Annotated in this window: 20 protein-coding genes; 7 read left to right on the top strand and 13 right to left on the bottom strand. The window is 46.9% G+C overall.

Annotated features, from left to right (window positions below; translation table 11 throughout):
- Positions 1-122 precede the first annotated feature (122 nt).
- Positions 123-938: a DUF2797 domain-containing protein gene (locus tag A1OO_RS14400; protein ID WP_016958589.1), complete on the top strand. Its 816-nt coding sequence runs from the start codon at positions 123-125 to the stop codon at positions 936-938.
- 110 nt (positions 939-1,048) lie between these two features.
- Here A1OO_RS14400 and A1OO_RS14395 read toward each other — a convergent pair whose 3' ends face one another.
- From A1OO_RS14395 to A1OO_RS14385, 3 genes are read right to left on the bottom strand one after another with little or no spacing between them, the layout of a single operon-like run.
- Positions 1,049-1,447, bottom strand: coding sequence for a hypothetical protein (locus A1OO_RS14395; protein WP_241819127.1), 399 nt, complete (start codon positions 1,445-1,447; stop codon positions 1,049-1,051).
- A gap of 52 nt (positions 1,448-1,499) precedes the next feature.
- The gene (locus A1OO_RS14390) at positions 1,500-1,730 is read right to left on the bottom strand and encodes a DUF3389 family protein (RefSeq protein WP_016958587.1); all 231 of its coding nucleotides are present in this window, start codon (positions 1,728-1,730) and stop codon (positions 1,500-1,502) included.
- A gap of 3 nt (positions 1,731-1,733) precedes the next feature.
- Positions 1,734-2,162, bottom strand: coding sequence for a hotdog fold thioesterase (locus A1OO_RS14385; protein WP_016958586.1), 429 nt, complete (start codon positions 2,160-2,162; stop codon positions 1,734-1,736).
- A gap of 230 nt (positions 2,163-2,392) precedes the next feature.
- Here A1OO_RS14385 and A1OO_RS14380 point away from each other — a divergent pair, with 230 nt between their 5' ends.
- Positions 2,393-3,193: a M48 family metallopeptidase gene (locus A1OO_RS14380; RefSeq protein WP_017003427.1), complete on the top strand. Its 801-nt coding sequence runs from the start codon at positions 2,393-2,395 to the stop codon at positions 3,191-3,193.
- A gap of 181 nt (positions 3,194-3,374) precedes the next feature.
- Here the strand turns inward: A1OO_RS14380 and A1OO_RS14375 are convergent, their stop codons facing one another.
- From A1OO_RS14375 to A1OO_RS14350, 6 genes are all read right to left on the bottom strand, one after another.
- Positions 3,375-3,803, bottom strand: coding sequence for a PAS domain-containing protein (locus tag A1OO_RS14375; protein WP_016958584.1), 429 nt, complete (start codon positions 3,801-3,803; stop codon positions 3,375-3,377).
- 2 nt (positions 3,804-3,805) lie between these two features.
- The gene (locus A1OO_RS14370; protein ID WP_016958583.1) at positions 3,806-4,813 is read right to left on the bottom strand and encodes a response regulator; all 1,008 of its coding nucleotides are present in this window, start codon (positions 4,811-4,813) and stop codon (positions 3,806-3,808) included.
- A 238-nt stretch (positions 4,814-5,051) separates the two neighbouring features.
- The gene (locus tag A1OO_RS14365; protein WP_017003425.1) at positions 5,052-5,801 is read right to left on the bottom strand and encodes a hypothetical protein; all 750 of its coding nucleotides are present in this window, start codon (positions 5,799-5,801) and stop codon (positions 5,052-5,054) included.
- Between the two features lie 106 nt (positions 5,802-5,907).
- The gene (locus tag A1OO_RS14360; protein WP_017003424.1) at positions 5,908-7,737 is read right to left on the bottom strand and encodes a hybrid-cluster NAD(P)-dependent oxidoreductase; all 1,830 of its coding nucleotides are present in this window, start codon (positions 7,735-7,737) and stop codon (positions 5,908-5,910) included.
- Between the two features lie 122 nt (positions 7,738-7,859).
- Positions 7,860-9,443, bottom strand: coding sequence for a hypothetical protein (locus A1OO_RS14355; RefSeq protein ID WP_241819126.1), 1,584 nt, complete (start codon positions 9,441-9,443; stop codon positions 7,860-7,862).
- A gap of 154 nt (positions 9,444-9,597) precedes the next feature.
- A complete protein-coding gene (locus A1OO_RS14350; RefSeq protein WP_017003423.1) occupies positions 9,598-10,488 on the bottom strand; it encodes a LysR substrate-binding domain-containing protein in 891 nt (296 codons plus the stop codon).
- Positions 10,489-10,725: 237 nt separating this feature from the next.
- Between A1OO_RS14350 and dgcN the strand changes: the two genes are divergently transcribed.
- From dgcN to A1OO_RS14325, 4 genes are all read left to right on the top strand, one after another.
- The gene (gene dgcN, locus A1OO_RS14345) at positions 10,726-11,739 is read left to right on the top strand and encodes an N-acetyltransferase DgcN (protein ID WP_016958578.1); all 1,014 of its coding nucleotides are present in this window, start codon (positions 10,726-10,728) and stop codon (positions 11,737-11,739) included.
- A gap of 4 nt (positions 11,740-11,743) precedes the next feature.
- Positions 11,744-12,682, top strand: a complete 939-nt coding sequence (locus A1OO_RS14340; RefSeq protein WP_017003422.1) for an enolase C-terminal domain-like protein — start codon at positions 11,744-11,746, stop codon at positions 12,680-12,682.
- Positions 12,683-12,872: 190 nt separating this feature from the next.
- Positions 12,873-14,006 carry an acyl-CoA desaturase gene (locus tag A1OO_RS14335; protein WP_017003421.1) on the top strand — a complete coding sequence of 378 codons (1,134 nt, stop codon included), beginning with the start codon at positions 12,873-12,875 and terminating at the stop codon, positions 14,004-14,006.
- Between the two features lie 316 nt (positions 14,007-14,322).
- Positions 14,323-14,790 carry a GNAT family N-acetyltransferase gene (locus A1OO_RS14325; protein ID WP_016958574.1) on the top strand — a complete coding sequence of 156 codons (468 nt, stop codon included), beginning with the start codon at positions 14,323-14,325 and terminating at the stop codon, positions 14,788-14,790.
- A 48-nt stretch (positions 14,791-14,838) separates the two neighbouring features.
- Here the strand turns inward: A1OO_RS14325 and A1OO_RS14320 are convergent, their stop codons facing one another.
- Positions 14,839-15,273 carry a GFA family protein gene (locus tag A1OO_RS14320; protein ID WP_016958573.1) on the bottom strand — a complete coding sequence of 145 codons (435 nt, stop codon included), beginning with the start codon at positions 15,271-15,273 and terminating at the stop codon, positions 14,839-14,841.
- A gap of 143 nt (positions 15,274-15,416) precedes the next feature.
- Here A1OO_RS14320 and A1OO_RS14315 point away from each other — a divergent pair, with 143 nt between their 5' ends.
- Complete coding sequence (locus A1OO_RS14315; protein WP_026023870.1) at positions 15,417-15,698, top strand: hypothetical protein; 282 nt, start codon at positions 15,417-15,419, stop codon at positions 15,696-15,698.
- A 13-nt stretch (positions 15,699-15,711) separates the two neighbouring features.
- On the opposite strand, the gene A1OO_RS14310 is transcribed toward A1OO_RS14315, so the two are convergent.
- The 3 genes from A1OO_RS14310 to A1OO_RS14300 all read right to left on the bottom strand — a co-directional run bounded on the left by A1OO_RS14310 (position 15,712) and on the right by A1OO_RS14300 (position 17,871).
- Entirely contained in the window at positions 15,712-16,221 is a 510-nt protein-coding gene (locus A1OO_RS14310) for a rod shape-determining protein (protein WP_017003419.1), read from the bottom strand.
- 187 nt (positions 16,222-16,408) lie between these two features.
- Positions 16,409-16,810 (bottom strand): DUF1801 domain-containing protein, encoded by a 402-nt coding sequence (locus tag A1OO_RS14305; RefSeq protein ID WP_017003418.1) that lies wholly within the window; start codon positions 16,808-16,810, stop codon positions 16,409-16,411.
- Between the two features lie 74 nt (positions 16,811-16,884).
- Positions 16,885-17,871 (bottom strand): CobW family GTP-binding protein, encoded by a 987-nt coding sequence (locus A1OO_RS14300; protein WP_016958569.1) that lies wholly within the window; start codon positions 17,869-17,871, stop codon positions 16,885-16,887.
- Between the last annotated feature and the right edge of the window lie 170 nt (positions 17,872-18,041).

Below are 18,041 nucleotides of genomic sequence, written 5' to 3'. Positions count from 1 at the left end.
ACGTTTGAGTTTGAGCTTTTTCATGCATCACACCATTTAACGGTGAGAACCTTGGCCGCATCTAGTTTCGCGTTGAAGTTCTGTTACACTTCAGGCACGAAATGGACAACGTAAAATAGACAATGACTACTGGTACTTTAAGCAAAATGAAAAGTACGCTGGATAGCAGCGTACAATATTCCTTGCCTGTCGGCGAAAACGACATCGCATTAAATGACTTGATCGGCAAATCGCTGACGCTCACTTATACGGGCAATATCTATTGCGATGCTTGCGGTAATAAAACTAAAAAGAGTTTTAGCCAGGGACACTGTTTCCCGTGCACACGTAAATTGGCCCGTTGTGACATGTGTATTCTAAAACCCGAAACTTGTCATTTCGCCGAAGGGACTTGTCGCGAACCTGAGTGGGGCGAGAAATTCTGCATGACCGATCATGTGGTTTACTTGTCCAATACATCAGGTCTGAAAGTCGGTATTACTCGCGCTAGCCAAATTCCAACTCGCTGGATTGATCAAGGCGCGACACAAGCGCTTCCTATCCTAAAAGTAAAGAGTCGTCATCTTTCTGGCCTCGTGGAAATCGCCATTGCAGAGTTTCTTGCTGATAAAACCAATTGGCGAACTATGCTCAAAGGCGACAATGCTGATATCGACTTGAAAGAAGAAGCGCGACGTATACTGCCTAAAATCGACGCTAAAATTTTCAGCTTACGTCTGCAATATGGATTTGATGCTGTTGAGCCAATTCAACACGATATTGTTGAAATCAGCTTTCCGGTAACGGAACACCCCACTAAGATCACATCGCTCAATTTTGATAAAGAACCTGTGGTGTCAGGCGTATTGAAAGGCATTAAGGGGCAGTACCTTCTCTTTGATACGGGCGTGATTAACATTCGTAAGTTCACCGGTTATGAAATTACCGCTGATTTCTAAGTAATTTAACTTCTTTGTGCATTGAGATTGAGCATTGAGGAGAAACCACATTGAAAAGAGCCGCTTCTTACTTAGGTAGCGGCTCTTTTTTGTAGCGATTGTTCAGTCATTCACTTCAATGGAAGCACGTAGGTTTCCCCACCCCAACCATGCACACTGTCGCGGGCTTCAATAATCACCTCAGTGACACCTTCAGGCACGGTTATGCCTGATAAGCTTCGAGTAAAAGGCTGTTCGGTTTCATGCGGATGGAGTAACTCTCTGGCACCCAAGACCTCGCCGTCTGTTGTCATGACACGCCATGCATTCGCATAATGATCCCAGCCTTCATCAGCATGACGTACCGTGGCAGAAATACGATAACTATTCCCAATACCAGAAGGACTTACACCCGTTTTGGTAACCGTAGCATTTACCACATCAGCTTCGCCTGCGAGGGAGGTTGTCGATGTAAACGCCAAAATCAATGCCAGTAAAAAACCCTTGATACCCACCCCTGATCTATTCACCGCGCTCCCCTATTCGTCGTTGAATGTTTGGTTCTCGTTAGCAACCAGATAACTAACGCTTGATGGCAACGCCCGTGGCTTCACTGACTGCATTAAGGTTTTCTTCGGAGCCTAATGAAATGCTCCAGTTAACCGTGCCGCCATTGGCGATCAACATACAGGGGGCACCAAGTAAACTAATGTCATCTGTTTGCGTTTGAAGTGTAAGGCGATTTTCTTCCAACTTCACCATGACTTCGTGCATGGTCGCCACAACACGACCACCCGGAATGGTAATAACCATGGATCACTTCCCCTTGTGCTGTAAAACCGCCATGGTCAATCGACTGGTACACACCAATCGCCCACGCTCACCTGTAATTTCTATTTGCCACACTTGTGTCGTTGCTCCCAAATGAATCGGGGAAGCCTTCCCCATCACGCTACCTGTTCGCATTGCACGAATATGGTTGGCGTTAATATCTAGACCGACGCAGTACTTATTTTCTTCCACGCACATGTTTGCTGCCAGCGAACCCAAAGTTTCAGCTAGCACCACAGAAGCACCGCCGTGAAGCATGCCCAAAGGTTGATGCGTGCGCGCATCGACGGGCATCGTACCTGTCAGGCTATTGTCATCAAACGCCGTGTATTGGATGCCAAGATGCTCAACGAGTGTATTCGCCGAGGTGGCATTGAGTCCGTCAATGGTAATAGGCTTCTTCCAGATAGACATAAGCGCTCCTGTATGTCTGATGTATGGATTAGAGTTGATGACTATTATCCTCGTGAATTCCACGGAGAGCCATGATTTCAGTGGTCAAGGTGTTGTATTCGTGACTTTTCAGCGTTAAGCCGTAGTCCGAACGGTTAATTGAATGAGATTCTTGCCTCATCATCCAGTCAAGCTACAATATCGCGCATCGGAGTTATTCAGGGATCTCGCGCCGCGATAAGGATATAGTTATGAAGTTAAATACAGTAAATACAACGCTCACCGCCGCGCTACTCAGTGTGCTGGTTGGCTGCACCACCTCCCCGACGGGTAGAAGCCAATTCATTTTGGTGTCTGGTTCGGAAATGGCGACATTGGGTAACCAATCATTTTCTGAGCTTAAAGAACAAGAAAAGATCAGCACTGACAAGAAAACCAATCAATATGTGCAATGTGTCACTGACGCATTGCTCAAAGTGACACCGCCTCAGCCTGATTTTGAAAAGTGGGAAGTCGTGGTATTCGACAGCGACCAAATCAATGCATTCGCCTTACCCGGCGGGAAGATCGGGGTTTATACCGGTTTGTTGAAAGTCGCTAAAACACAAGACCAGCTAGCTTCTGTCGTCGGCCACGAGATTGGTCACGTCATGGCGAACCACGGCAGCGAACGTGTCTCAAGCTCTGTCGCTGCAAACGGCGCATTACAAATTACCAATATTGCGCTTGGCGCAACCGGCACCGCAAACTCAGACATGATCATGGCGGGTCTCGGGCTTGGTGTAAATGTGGGCGTTTTATTGCCCTTTAGCCGCGCTCATGAATCAGAATCTGATCTCATTGGTGTTCAGCTAATGAATGACGCAGGCTTTGACCCAAAAGAAAGTGTCGAACTGTGGAAAAACATGGCTGCAGCCTCTGAAGGCGCACCGCCAGAAATTATGTCAACTCACCCATCTCACGATACACGCATTGACGATTTGAATGCAGCAATCAGTCGCCTGCCTACGTCGTCTCTTCGCGCACCCAATTGTGGCAAGCCCAACATCTAGTCGCGAGTGACCAGATAGACTCAATAGTCTCGATAACAAAAAGCCAGCGTCTACAAACGCTGGCTTTTTCTATACTTTCAATCTGATTTGAGTCAAAGATGTCTTTGTCTTTGTCTTTGTCTTTGTCTTTGTCTTTGTCTTTGTCTTTGCAGGAATTATTTCGAAATTCAACGTTGTGCCGCTACGAGTAAGTTAATGCTTCGCCCGTCACATCCGCTACAGAAATAAACATGTGTTGTGCTTCGCCACGTAAATTCACAATCGGATTAAGCGTCACATTTTGGAACATAAAGTTAGTTTGCCCTGTAAGGGGGCGAACATTACGACAGTGAAAAAGATACGGTCTCTGTTTCCACACCACAAAGCTTCGGCATTTCAATTCAAAAACGGGTCGGCACTTTGCACGAAACCAGCTTTCTGAAATTTCAGGAAACACATCAAACAGCGATTTACCCTGCACTTTGTTTGGGTACTTTCCTGTGTGATGGACCATGAAACCATTCCACATATGAATGGTGAAGTCTCGGTCCACAACAATCAACCCCATGTCGATATTTTGCACCATATCGACCATCCAGTTGAATTGTTCAAATTCTGGTGAGTCAATCATGGTTACTCCTCATCATCCATTAGATAGGCGAGTTTAGCGTCAAGCAATGGCAACGATTCATCCACCAGCAACAAGAGCAAATCGCATTTAATGCTTGTATTATCAATGGCATAGCTTACTTCAATCGTTACCGTGCGTTTCCATGTGCCGTGCATCCCTTCGACCAACTTGTCCACCGCAAGATGCTGGCCAATAATTGCAGGGTAGCTTTGGGCAAAAACAAGGCCTGCTTGCTCACCAATGCCGGATAAGAACGCGCTAATCAGCACATTACTGACATCCACCAAAACTTCTAGGTCATTATCTACGCTGCCATCATCAGGATAATCAAGGATGGCGAGCAGATCTTTCATCGAAGAATCGGAAATGAGCATCAAGGCTTCACCAGCGATACCCTCACCACTAAACCCTTGGCAAATGCCTGACATATTATCGTTCGCTGCAAGGTGTCTGATGGTCATCACCAGCTCACTCACCTCAAACACGTTAACGTGAGGTAAAGGCATGTGAACGAACACATCAAAGTAACGCGCTAGCGAGTCTGCTGCGCGCCCCATCGCGACATTGACCACCTCCATATACATTTCACGGCGGCCAATTTTCAAGTCTTCAACAGGTTTTTCAGCAGCGGCGGCTTCAGGCGCAGTTTCTGATTTATACGGCGCGAGCAGCTCGTTTAGTTGCGCTGGGCTTACTGGCTTTTGAACGAATGCTTGCGCTCCCAGCGATAACACACGCTCCTGTGCCTTAGGCTGAATATCACCAGACACCACAAAAACGGGCACGGTAATATTGCTGTTTCGCATGGCTTCCAATGTTTCGTAACCATCCAAAACAGGCATAGTTAGATCAAGAAACATCACATCAAAAGTATTCGCTGTTAGCTGGTCAATGGCGACTTGTCCGTTTTCAGCAAACGTTACGTCAGCATTGATGAATGCTGGCATCGAGCGAGCGAGTTGTTTTCGCGCTAATGCTGAGTCATCGGTGATCAATACTCGGGTTGTCAACGTGTCTACCCCTACCGTCCGATTATTGTTGATGCTGAGCGCATCGAAGAAGGCAAAGCCGAGAAACATAACGCCATTGTAAAGGCTTTGTCTTAGGTTTATGACATTACTTCAATAAGCATAGCGTCACTTGGTTGTTTTTTCGCCTCAAGACAAAAAATCACTCAATCACACTGTCCGTAACAATCAAAAGCTCCACGTATCGCAGTGCAATATCGTGAAGTCTTATCTAACCCTATTATTGCTGGCTTTGTTCTTGTGTGATGTTTTCTTTGGGAGTAGTTTTTGGTTCTTGCGGTATCGCTAATTGATCTTGCGGGACTGGCAGATTTCCGAACGCAGATAACTCTCGATTCACCTTATCAAGGCTTGCGCTTTGGTCTTCAAATTCGGCCATTAATTCTTCGGCTTTCTGGTTATAGGTATTGAAGTTGTCACAATCTTTTTCTGACACCCAATTCCAAGAGTTGCCCTTTTTAAATTCTTCACAGGCTTGCTGGCTGGATTCCGCTTTGTGGCTGGCTTTAAAGATCCTTTCGTTTAAATCACTCACCGCTTGCGCCAATCTATAGCGCTCCGCGTAAAGCACATCGGTGTTTTGAAGCCTTGCCCTTAGCTTACTGATGGAATCAACTTGATCAGCAACCTTGATATCAAGTGTCGCTTTCATTTCGTCCATCTGTTTTGCCTGGTGCGTCAATTGCACAAGCTGCGCTTTTAGTTGATCAATTTCCACATCTTTCTGTTCAATCAGACCCTCGGTCGTTGCAGCATCTGATGTGCGCGCGACCATCGCTTCTTCTAGCTGAACAATGGTTTGTTGTGCTTGAATCAACTCGCTTTGAGATTGCGTTAATTGCGTGTTTACGCCCTCAAGTAGTTCTTGTGCCACATTACTGATTGAAGACCAGTGATTACCAGCAACAAGGCCGCCCAACACTAAACCGCCAGCAAAAAGTAGTGCGCCTTTTTTATTCGCGCTTGTCATAATCTATTCCCAAAATAAGCCCCAAAAAAAGCTGCGCCATGATACCTCATGAGGCAGCTTTTAATGTTAGCTGAAAGAAAAAAAGCGTTAATTTACCGCTGGTTGGCTAGAGTTTACTCAATACCACATCACCTTTAGGTACACAGCAACACGCTAAGACCAAGCCATCCTCTTTTTCGCCCGGAAATAGAGCGGGCATATCGGGTTGAGAAACCTCTCCTTCCACTAAGCGCATCTTGCAACAGCCACACACACCTGCGCGACAACTATAGTCCACTTGAACGCCAACTTCTTCGGCCTGAACCAGAATAGGTCGCTGATTGTCGCCACGAATGTATTCGCCTTCGATAGTGATTGAGACTTCCATGGCAGGTAAATCATCGCCAACTGTCGGAGGGGTGAAGAATTCCTGATAACGCTGTGATTCTGGCACACCCAGTAAACTGAGCAATGTCATTGCAGAATCCATAAACCCTTGCGGGCCACACACAAATACTTCGCGTCCTATCAGCGCAGGGATCAGTGCTAAATGTTCTTGGCTCAATCGTCCAGAGAGTCCCTTCCAACTGTCAGAAGGGCGACTAAGCAGTGTCATGACTTTCAAGCCTTTGTGCTTGGCTGCCATGGCATCAAGTTCATCCGAAAATGGTATATCGGCTTCGGAGCGACACTGGTGGAAGAAGATCACATCATCAATGTCGTTATGATCGAACAGCGTTCGCAGCATGGACATCATAGGCGTCACGCCACTGCCACCCGATAGCAATAACAAAGAGCGACGCTTTGCTGCATCATCGCTAAGATGGAACTGACCGTCAGGCGTTTGCGCCTTGATCACTGCGCCTGCCTTTAAGTTATCGTGCAGCCAGTTTGAAACCTCACCACCCTCGACACGCTTAACAGAAATCGCCAAGCGCTCTGGTCGTGTCGGTGATGACGACAACGTGTAGCGACGCTGTACGCGCTTGCCATCAATATCCAACTCAATAGGAAGATGCTGACCGGCTTTGTAAGCGGGCAACTGGCCTTCTGTACTGTCGAACCAGAAGGTTTTAAAATCCTGCGCAACATGCTCGATGTCTTTACATTGCAAAGTGAGTTTCGGCGTTGTCTTGTCTTCGTAAACTTCAGCGTCGCGATACTCCAACACTTCTATCTGATCACCCGCTTTGATTTCACCTTCATTGAGCGCAATCAGATTCATGCCGAAATTCACATTGCCGCTTTTATCAGTGCGAAATTGGCTTAAGGTGTTGATAGGTTCCCCATTCACACGGAAACGCCCTGTATCTAAATCTAACGTAGTGAAGACGCAACGGCTGCATGGACAATCAACCCGGAATACCACCGAGCCAATGCGTACCTTGGCCCATGTGTCTTCTTCAAAAGCGTCACATCCTGTTGCGACCAAATTGGTGCGAAACTGATCCATGGTGTGCATGTCAGGTGTTCGTGCATTAAGGGCATCAAGTGACGCTTGTGAAATCACCAATAACGGGAAACCGTCGGCAAAGCTAACCTTAGTTTGCGCTTTCGATGCAAAACGCGGTGAAGATTCTTCACCCGTAAACAACAGTTGTTTATGGCCTCCCAACAAATGACTAAACCATGCATTGGCCGTCGACGTCGTTGAATAGGCGCAGAATTCATCTTTCCAAACGTTGGTGTGAATTTCTTGAAGCGAGAATTGAGCGTATTTAAGTACCAAAGGTGACAGCGTAGGGTGGTTCAACGTAATGCCATTCGCCTGAAGCGACACAGACACTTCCGTCATTTTAGGGTCAGTCCGCCCAGTAACAAATTTGCCCGTACTGTCAGCGACCATGAAACGACGGTCGAAGCTCAAACCGATACTTTCAACCCATGCGTTCGATAAGGAAAGTCCACCTGCTGATTTAACTGGGTAAACATTAATTTGATTGATTTTTGCGCCCACGCTAGCTCCTGCTATTTCTTATGATTCCCAAAACACATTGCAGAGTATTAGAACACAGGCCCTTGAAAAAGCAGCCCGTTATGTGATCAAAATGTGTGATGTATAACCTTCACGAACCTGAACTAACAGGCAATCGGTTTGCCGTTCGCCGCAATAATGCGTTGAAGGCGATCGGGATCGCTAACCATAGTCGGCCATTTAAGATACAGATGGTGCAGGCTGGTCAAACACAGTGAAATACACGACATGGTCTTCTCACGAATTTCTTCGCTATCCCACCAAGCTTCGCCACTTAAGATATTGTTCCAATCATCAGACAGGCTTTCTGCCAACTCCATGGCTTCGTTAGCATTGCCGCTGATCAATTCGCCTACCGCTTGAGGAACATCATCGGCGTCTTTCCCTGCACCAAAGATGTTGCGAAGTGCCAATATTGAATCCAATAACCCATCAAGACGATCAGGTTGACGTGCAGCGCTGAACAATCGCGTAAACGCAAGGCGAATACCTGTTGAATCGGTGTCTTCAAGCAGCAAACTCCAGTTCTCTAGCTCGTCCAAAACACCATTAGTAATACTCACGGGTTCATCCGCCTCTTTGACGGTATCAACTGCACCCTTTGCGCCTTCCAGAGAGAATGGATCGATATGCCATGCCCATTCCGGCGCCACAAAGGGCGGTGAATCACTCAAAAAGCACATGGCCATGCAAAGCGTGATATTGAGTTCAGTGGAAACCTTATCGCTTTCTGCTTCCAACACCTCGCTCGGCCAATCGTCGTCATCCAGCAAGTCACCACTGTTGATGGCATAGGCATAGCCCGATTCGAGCATGAAACCACTGTCTTTGCGTTTTGCCATTTGACTAGGCAGTTGCAAGACATATTCAGCAATGGACGGAGTGTAACGGCGCAAGGTGCCCCATTTGGTTTCGAGTTCATCGAAATCAACCAATGCCGCATTGCGAAATCCAACAAACAGAGGGATCTGCGCGACTTCACCATCTGCTACGCTGCGTGCGATTTCTAGCATTTCTAGGACGGTATTGACGAACATTTCGGCACTGACAGGCCCACGAACGCGCATCAGATCGTAGCTATTGATCAAAAGCGCGGCAGGCAACGATGACAACGTGATCACCCCTCGTTTTCCTTTCGAATCCACGTAGTGACCAAAGGTTTCACTCGGCTCATTGCCGATCACTTCAAACACCCGCTCAAATGAGCGGTCTTCAATGAAATGACGATATAGGGTTTTATTGCCTGGCAGATGGGAAATTGCGGCGCTCAAATAGCCAGAAGCACGATAAAACAAATGCGGACGCGCACCGGCTTTAACCAGAAACAAGGGATAAAGCTCCGCGGCGACAGTCGCTAAACTTCGCGCTAGCGGATCACTATTGTTAAAAGACGGCGTGACACCGCCATTTTGCCGACGCCATACAGAAAAGATGTGCTGCCCATTTTGCAACACATGGGGAAGCCGATGGAAAAATGACTGTTCGATGTCCCCCTGCGATACGGCGACAGCACGCATTTGACGACAAAGCTGCACATAAGAAGTGACTGTGTCTTCCTGTTTTGCAGAGAGTTTCCCTTGATGCTGTAGAGCATGCCTAGCTTCCGCTTCTGAAATATTCAGAATGTAGCTGACAACGCGATGCCCCATGGCTTTGACGAAATTCGGGATAGGTTCTTTAAACGACATGACACCCCCAGCGTCAACAAACAATAGCCTTGAACTCCTCACCGACGCAGTAGGCGGGAGCCATTTATTCTTTTATCGGCAGCGCGTTCAAGAAATATAGCAGGTCAGCGATCACATAAATCGCGATTCTCGTCCCTTCAACCGATTTCCTTATCTAGTTGAACGAGTTATCGGTTGCTATTTTTTTCAATGCCGCCCAGATTTTTTCACCTGAAGGATGAAGCCGAGATTGGTAGCGATAAGCATAATAAGAAACCCGTCGGTTCAACGCTTTGTTTTTCATCACCACCAAACGCCCCTGGGACAGCTCTGTTCTTATCGCAAAATCAGGCAGCCACGCCACACCCAATCCATTCAAGGCTTGAAGCTTGAGCATATCCACCATGGACGACAAAAAGACAGGTTTCAAACTCACTTCATGGCGAACAGTTTCTGTCTGACGCCCCATGTATGAGGTGGGTGTAAAAGCAAGCCAAGGAACATTGTCGTGTTCGAAATGATAAATTGGCTGCCCCTTATTATCCGCCGCGCAAACGGGCAATAAATCCGCTGTACCGACTTTGATGTGCTCATAGGGCGCTAATTTAAGATGTTCATTGTCGAAGGCTAACAGCACATCACATTCACCTTCTCGCAATGCATCGACTGCTTCGTCGACATTCATGGCATCCACACTCAGCATGGGACGAGATTCATCCGAAAATTGCGCTTGAATGGATTGCGTAAGATTCAGCGCCAACGAGTGAGCTGAGGCAATACGAACGACGCTGCCATCAGAGTAATTCAGGGCAGAGATATGGCTGATCCCTTCAACCATTTGGTTGACCAATGTGCGAGCGGTCACGCGAAATATGCGCCCACTGGCGGTTAGCGCGACGGGCGTTTGGCTTCGATCAACAAGCTCAGCACCAACCGATTGCTCTAACATTCGGATACGCCGACTAAACGCAGGCTGGGTGATATTTCGAAGACCAGCGGCACCCGAAAAATTGCGGGTTTCCGCCAAGGCGAGAAAGTCTTCCAACCATTTACTTTCAATGTTCATCCGAAACTTTCAACCTCATTTGAGGAAATACTCAGCAAGTTAGAAAGCACGAGTATATCGGTATCTGAAACTTAATTCCGGCACTTAACCCTACACTCATCACAGTTTTATCCCATTTTGATAACGGTTTGGCATCAGCGAAACATAAACGGCATTTATCACCGTCCGCGTTGGCTTCTATAGTGAAGATAAAGCGAAAATGAAACATTCTAATCGTCAAATATGACAAGGAGATCTATGAACATTCCATTCCCCTACCTGCTCATGTTGGGCGAAAGCAAAGACCCACTCGCCATTAAAACCGCACGAGGCATTCACTACTGGCGTCCCGAAAAATGCATGGGACAGTTGCGTTTGAACGACGATGTTCCGTCACTGAACTTACCTGACATCGACATTCAAACTGCGGCGAAGGATGGGGCAAAAACCTTAGTCTTGGGTATGGCTAATGCGGGTGGCGTACTCGCACCCCATTTTGTTCCGTATATTGTAGAAGCGCTAAATGCAGGCATGAATGTGGCTTCCGGATTACACCAGAGGTTGGCCGATACCCCTGCCATTGCCGAAGCGGCAGAAAAATCAGGTACCGCTTTGTTTGACCTTCGCCATTCGAACGAAACGCTCCCAGTAGGCACTGGCATCAAGCGTTCAGGTAAGCGCCTATTGACGGTGGGCACGGACTGTTCTGTCGGCAAAATGTTCACCACGCTCGCGCTAGAAAAAACCATGAAAGCACGCGGACTATCCGCCACCTTCTGCGCCACTGGCCAAACCGGTATTTTGATTGAAGGAAACGGAATTGCCGTTGATGCAGTCGTTTCAGATTTTATCGCAGGCGCGACGGAGGCGTTATCACCTGACTGTGAGCCAAACCAATGGCAGCTAGTCGAAGGTCAAGGTTCACTGCTTAATCCGGCATTTTCCGGTGTCACAATGGGGCTACTCCATGGCGCACAACCTGATGCACTTGTTCTGTGTCATGAGGCGAATCGCGACACTATTCGTCATTTGCCACACATGCCTATTCCAAACATTGCCGACATCATGGAGCTCGCCGTTCGATTAGCAAAGCTCACTAATCCGAATCCTCGTTTTGTGGGTTTGGCGATTAATACTTCAGCACTGAGCGAAGACGAAGCTAAGCGTTATTTAGACTCCCTCTCTAACCAATACGGATTACCCGCCACCGATCCCGTGCGTTTTGGTGTAGACAATATTGTCGATAATCTAATTCACGTATTTGAGGAGTAACGCGATGAAGATTTCAGCCAATATAGTCACTTACACCTTGAAGCGTCCATTTACGATTTCTCGAGGCAGTCGAACGACCGCCGAGGTCATACAAGTGAGCATCGAAAAGAACGGAAAAGTGGGGGTGGGAGAATGCTCACCAACAGGCCGCTACGGGGAGAGTTTTGACAGCGTGCTCGCCGAAATTGAGTCGGTCAACAACACGCTATTTGACCGCACCTCACTGAAGTCGTTTTTACCACCCGGTGCGGCGCGAAACGGGTTGGATTGCGCATTATGGGACCTAGAAACAGACAATTTCCCCGACAATTTCTCTTTGCCACAAACCATCCAAACCGCCATGACAGTTTCAATTGGTTCGCCACAAGATATGGCTGACGAAGCCAAAGGTTATGTCGAACAAGGCGCAACACTGATTAAGGTAAAATTGGATGCTGATTTGGTGTATGAGCGCTTGGCCGCCGTTCGCGCCGTCGCACCAGATACCACATTGGTTGTTGATGCAAACGAGGCTTGGGGATCACTGGATATTGCCACCACTCTCAATCAAATCACATCGCTCAACATTGCCATGGTGGAGCAGCCTCTCCCCGCTGACAACGATGAAGGTTTGAGAAACATTGCGAGCCCAATTCCGCTTTGTGCAGACGAAAGCTGTCACACCGCCGACGATGTCATCGCTTTGGTCGACAAATACCAAATGGTGAACATCAAACTTGATAAAACCGGCGGGTTAACGGCAGCATTCGAATTGGAACAAGCAGCACGCACAGCGGGGCTGCAAATCATGGTCGGTTGTATGCTAGGAAGTTCGATTGCCATGCGAGCGGCATTGCCCGTTGCCGCCACCGCCATAATGGTTGATCTGGACGGTGCATTTCTGATCAGTGACGACATAGACAACGGCCTGCATTATCAACGCGGCAATATCGTATTGCGTTAGTTCGCCCAGCAACTTCGTCAATGGGAGAATGAAATGTATTCAATACGTTTCACTCTTTTTTTACTTTCAAAAGAATAAAGGCGGTTAAATCGACAAAATTGCGACAAACTGTTAATGACCATCTTGACCCTTTAACAAGCTCGCCCTATTCTAGCTTACATGTGTACGCTGGAATTTTGCGGTATTTAAAATGGAATCGAATCAAGCACAAAAACCTCCCGTTATATGGCTCAATGTTATGGTCTTTACGGTCACTTTTTCCGTCGCGGTCATTGGCACGCCACTCTGGGCTTATTTCTACGGCTTCGATCTAGCACAAATCGCTATGTTTGTTGCCATGTTTACGTTCGCGGGTATGTCTATCACAGCGGGCTACCACCGTCTTTGGTCACATAAAACCTACCAAGCGCATCCTATCCTTAAGGGCATCTTTGCATTGGGCGGCGCACTTGCGCTTCAAAATAGCATTCTTCATTGGTCATCAGATCACCGCGTTCACCATCGCCATGTGGATGACAACGACACTGACCCTTATTCGGCAAAACGTGGATTCTGGTATTCACACATCGGCTGGATGCTTCGTGAATATCAAAAGCACCGCTATTCGGATTACAGCAACTGTCGTGACCTACAAAAAGACAAGGTCGTTATGTGGCAGCACAAGTATTATCTTCCTTTACTGCTGGCGACAAACTTCGGTATCCCAATCCTTTTTGGTGTACTTCATGGCGATATTTGGGGTGCAATCATCCTGATTGGTTTTGTGCGCGTTGTCGCCAGTCACCACACCACCTTCTTTATTAATTCTCTGGCGCACATCTGGGGTAAGCAACCTTACACCGCAAAAAATACCGCGCGTGACAATGGTATTTTGGCATTTTTCACTTTCGGTGAGGGCTATCATAATTTCCACCATATCTTTGAAAACGATTATCGCAACGGTATTTATTGGTGGCAGTTCGACCCAACCAAATGGTTAATCAAAGCGAGTAGCTGGCTAGGCCTAACCACGAAACTTCGTATTACACCACAAGATCGTATCGAGAAAGCGCGCGCCACTATGCTGCTTAAGAATATTCAAGCGCGCTTAAGCGTGACGCCGAATGCTTCACAGCGCTTACAAGCGATTGAACAAGAATATGATGCGTTGGTTGTTCGCATGAGCGAATACTATGAAGCTAAGAAACGCTTGATTGACATGAGAAAACAGAATCTTCTGAAAAAATATGAGAAAGCCATTTTGGTTCAGCAGCTGCAAATCCTCAAAGGGGATTTCATTGAGCAGAAACGTAACTGGCAAATGCTTACCGCGAGTTATGCGTAAGCTCACAAACACCATCACTCAGGGCAGCTTACGCTGCCCTTTTTTATGCAGCTTATTGTATTGTTTAGATAAGATACACAACAAAGAAGACCACAATGAACGCCCCGAGATTGCCCACTGTATGGCTTATTATCTTCGCCGTTGCCTCGAGTAGCTTGTCCGATCTTTTGCTGAAGCAGTTTGGATTTGCATACGATGTATTCACTCAACCATTTAGCATCACAAAGGTCGCTATAGACTCCGCCGTGTTTATTGCGATATTCATAGTACTCAGCTTCACTTACTTCAAAGTCCAAACACTAAGATCAACAAAACCATGATCACTGTTCGTAAGATGCGTGCTGGCGAAGAAATGATGTTGTGGCAGCTTTTTTACAAGACCATCAGGCAAATAAACATCCGTGATTACACGCCAGAGCAAGTCGCAGTTTGGGCACCCGATGAGTGCAATGAGGCTGCTTGGTGTGATCGCATGCAACGAATACAACCTTTTGTCGCCATCATCAATGACAAGATAGCAGGCTATGCTGGCCTGCGGTCAGACGGCTATATTGACCATTTTTTTGTTGATGCAGACTTCCAAAGTAAGAGTGTGGGAAAAACGTTGATGAAAACCCTGTTCAGGGAGGGCAAGAAAAATTCAGAACTTTCCCGTTACTTTTCCCACGTCAGTATCACCGCCAAACCTTTTTACGAACGTATGGGCTTTCACGTCGTTAAAGTTCAACAGATTGAAAAGCAGGGCCAAGTCTTCACCAATTACGTGATGGAAAAAGCCGTCTAACAGCTGTCTTCGGCTTTTTGCCAATGCTGACGGTACGTTATAAAACACTTACTGCGAGCTATCCAATTCCCTACCCTCAGAAAATGTCGGTAAATCATCAGTAATATCATGCCACTGCGCGCCGTATTTAGTGAAAATATGTGCGTCAGGCTTAATGGGTATCTCGCTATCTAACGTGCCAAGCGTGAACTCAACCAAGCTGCCGTCACTGTTGGCAGGTTCAAATAGCAGGCTTGAACCGCAATGAGAACAAAATGTGCGTTTCGTTCCGTTATCCGCAACATAAGCTTTCAAAAGATCGCGACCCGCAACGAAACGGAAACTTTCCGCTTTTACCTCGCCAAAAGTGGCGAACGCGGCACCGTGAAATTTACGGCACATGGAGCAATGGCAGTGACCCATATTCGGCTCGATATGATCAACTTCGTAGCGGATTTGGCCACAAAGACATTGGCCAGTATAAGGTGAGGTGACTGTAGGCATGTGTCATTCCTTTGCGGGTTATTTCTTCTAACTTGCACCAAAGATATCTAATCAGCAAGGGAATTACGTGTCTCAAACCTAAAGCTCGACAAGCTTATTGCAGAGGAATAAAATCCTGCTCCCGCAATGAGCGAGTCTCTATGATGAACAAGAAACCGACTCGCATGGACGCAATGAAAAACATTATCCAACAAGTGAAGATGGAACTGCCACTTTACGAACCCGAAACTTTTGTCTGCGGACCCGATAACAGCTGTATCGGCTGCCCTAAAAAGCTGTTGGAGTTGGTGGATTCCGAACTTTCTTATTGGGAGTCTGAAATGTCTCGCGGCGTGACGCCGCAATTTGATGAGATTCGACGCTTCGGAAAACTCTGCACCAATGTAAAACGTGGATTAGCCAGAAATAACATGCTTCCCGCATAACCCACGTTTAACGCTACGGCTCAATATTGGCTATATGGATTTCTTTCAGCCCTGCGTTTAGCAGGTGCTGAGAAGGCAAAGTATCCCCCCAGTACACATACGCATTTTTTGCGCCCGCTTCGTAGGCCATATCGCGTAGGGCTTTCTTCTCAATATCCGTCAAGCCTCCTTCTATCTTTTCCATTGGATGTAAGATCACCTGAATTTTAGGAGAAAAAAAAGAACGAGGAGTCACCTGTGAAATTGCATGATGAATGATTGTTTCACCGGCAGTGTAATCTGCAATCAAGCTTCTCGGATGCGAAAACGGGTTACTTACTATTATATCAATATCATATTTTAGCGCTTGCGCGGCGTTACCTATCGCCACGATACGTTTTTGCACGGGACCCGTTGGTTTCCAAGCAATTAGAGGCTGCTCGTCAAAGACCTTTCCTGTCTTTGCGTTTAAAACTCGAAGACGTTCCTCCCATATTTGAATGTAAAGTGTACTTCCGTAGGCATAGATTAAGCGTGTAAGCATGCGTGTTCCCAGACAACCGCCAGAGCTGCAACTGGAAACGATGTGTCTACTCCCAATTTGCACTCAGTTATAATTTTTAGTTTGGCTATTGTTCATTTTTTATGGGGAACAGCAAAATTTATGACGGATTTTTACGCATCATTGCACAGTAATTAAGGCATGAATGAGTATGTTGCAAAATATGACATTACAAATCTAACAAAGGTAGGGTTTTTCGCTTCTGGTAGGTAAAAGCCACACTGATACAAAGTCGCAGTGCTTCTTCGGGTATGTCTGCATTAAGATCAAACTTTAACGCGCGGTTCCCTTGATATTCAAACGCATCGGGCAGAACTTCACGGAAAGTATCAACCAACTTAGTTTTGCAGTTCACAAAGAGAAACAGAGACGTCGAAGACTGAGGCTTCCAATCAATCCTAACCGCTGTGCCGCCGTTTACCATATAGCTAGGCTCCCCCCACTTGAGGCCTTCATCCACACCTTTATCAAGCGTTTTGGCAACCGCAAAGATCAGTGAACGAATACGCATCAATTGATCTTTGACGTGTGGTGGATAGCGTTCAAATTTTGCATATACTTCTGGTGACAATATCTGCACTCCTTAAGGATCGAGAAGCCCGACAACACATCGGGCATCTCAGGCTAGTTGCTCGGGGCATAAGGTCACTTCATCACGAATGATAAAAGAATCTCTTCCAGCTCATCCCATGGCAAAGGTTTTTTATCAATGACCTCAGCCCTTGATTCCACGCCCGTTAAACTGATCGGACTGACTGACACGATTTGGTTAACGACGTTAAACGCAAACATGCCATCGTCGGTGTTCATCACAGCTTTCACGCGCTCCGCATTAAGATTGGCAAAGAGACCATAAAGCGAGTCGAACGGGAACAATGTATTGGGTTCGAATACCCAACCACAGCTTACATACCCCTGGCCTTTGTTCTCTTTGCGACGAAATTTTTCACCTGGCGCCAATTCGAATGCAGGCATCTCATCGTCGTCATGAGAATGATGATGAGCAAACTGCGCCTCACGGTCAATGCGCGGTAACATAAGCCAATCGGGGTTCAATTGCCCTTGTTCTACATAGCCTGATGCCTGCTTAGGGATCTCTGAGCTTGCGACATAATCATCAAACGCGGCGATGTCATCCACAGAAGATAAATCGGTTTTGTTCGCAACAACAACATCAGCCAAGGCCAATTGATCGCGAAAGTTCTGATTCTCAGTGTAACGTGCATCCGCGAAATTGCGGGGATCGACCAAGGTAATGGTGGCATTGAGCTCAATATAATTGGCGTAGTGTTCCGACAACAGCTTGCCGATAATGTCTTTCGGGTGTCCCAGTCCCGTCGGCTCAATCAGAAGACGATCAGGGTTCTGTGCCAGAAGTGCATTGATACCAATCGCCATCGGAAGCCCTGCCACACAGCACATGCAACCACCCGGCACTTCTTTTACCAATGCGCCCTGTTCGCTGAGAAACGCACCATCAACCCCCACTTCACCAAATTCATTCACTAGCACGGCCCAGCTTTCATTTTCCGGCTTTTGTTTAAGCAAAGAGAGTATGGCGGTGGTTTTACCCACGCCAAGAAATCCTGTGATGATGTTTGTCGGAACTTTTTTCGTCAGTTTTACAGCCATTTTTAAATCCAATTTTGCACAGCGTGACGCTCATAGCAGGAAGTGTATCAAGACAGCTAACAGAGCAAAGCGCTTTTCTTGACTCATTGAGGATTAAATTCAAGTTTTCGCTTTCGCGTTTGTGATTACTGGTTGATATTTAAACAAACGCTAACTAATTGATTATTCCT

The sequence above is a fragment of the Enterovibrio norvegicus FF-33 genome (genome assembly GCF_000286835.2).
Lineage (GTDB): Bacteria > Pseudomonadota > Gammaproteobacteria > Enterobacterales > Vibrionaceae > Enterovibrio > Enterovibrio norvegicus_A.
Note: the sequence above shows the minus strand (reverse complement) of the source record. Positions and strands in the feature narration are given on the sequence as shown.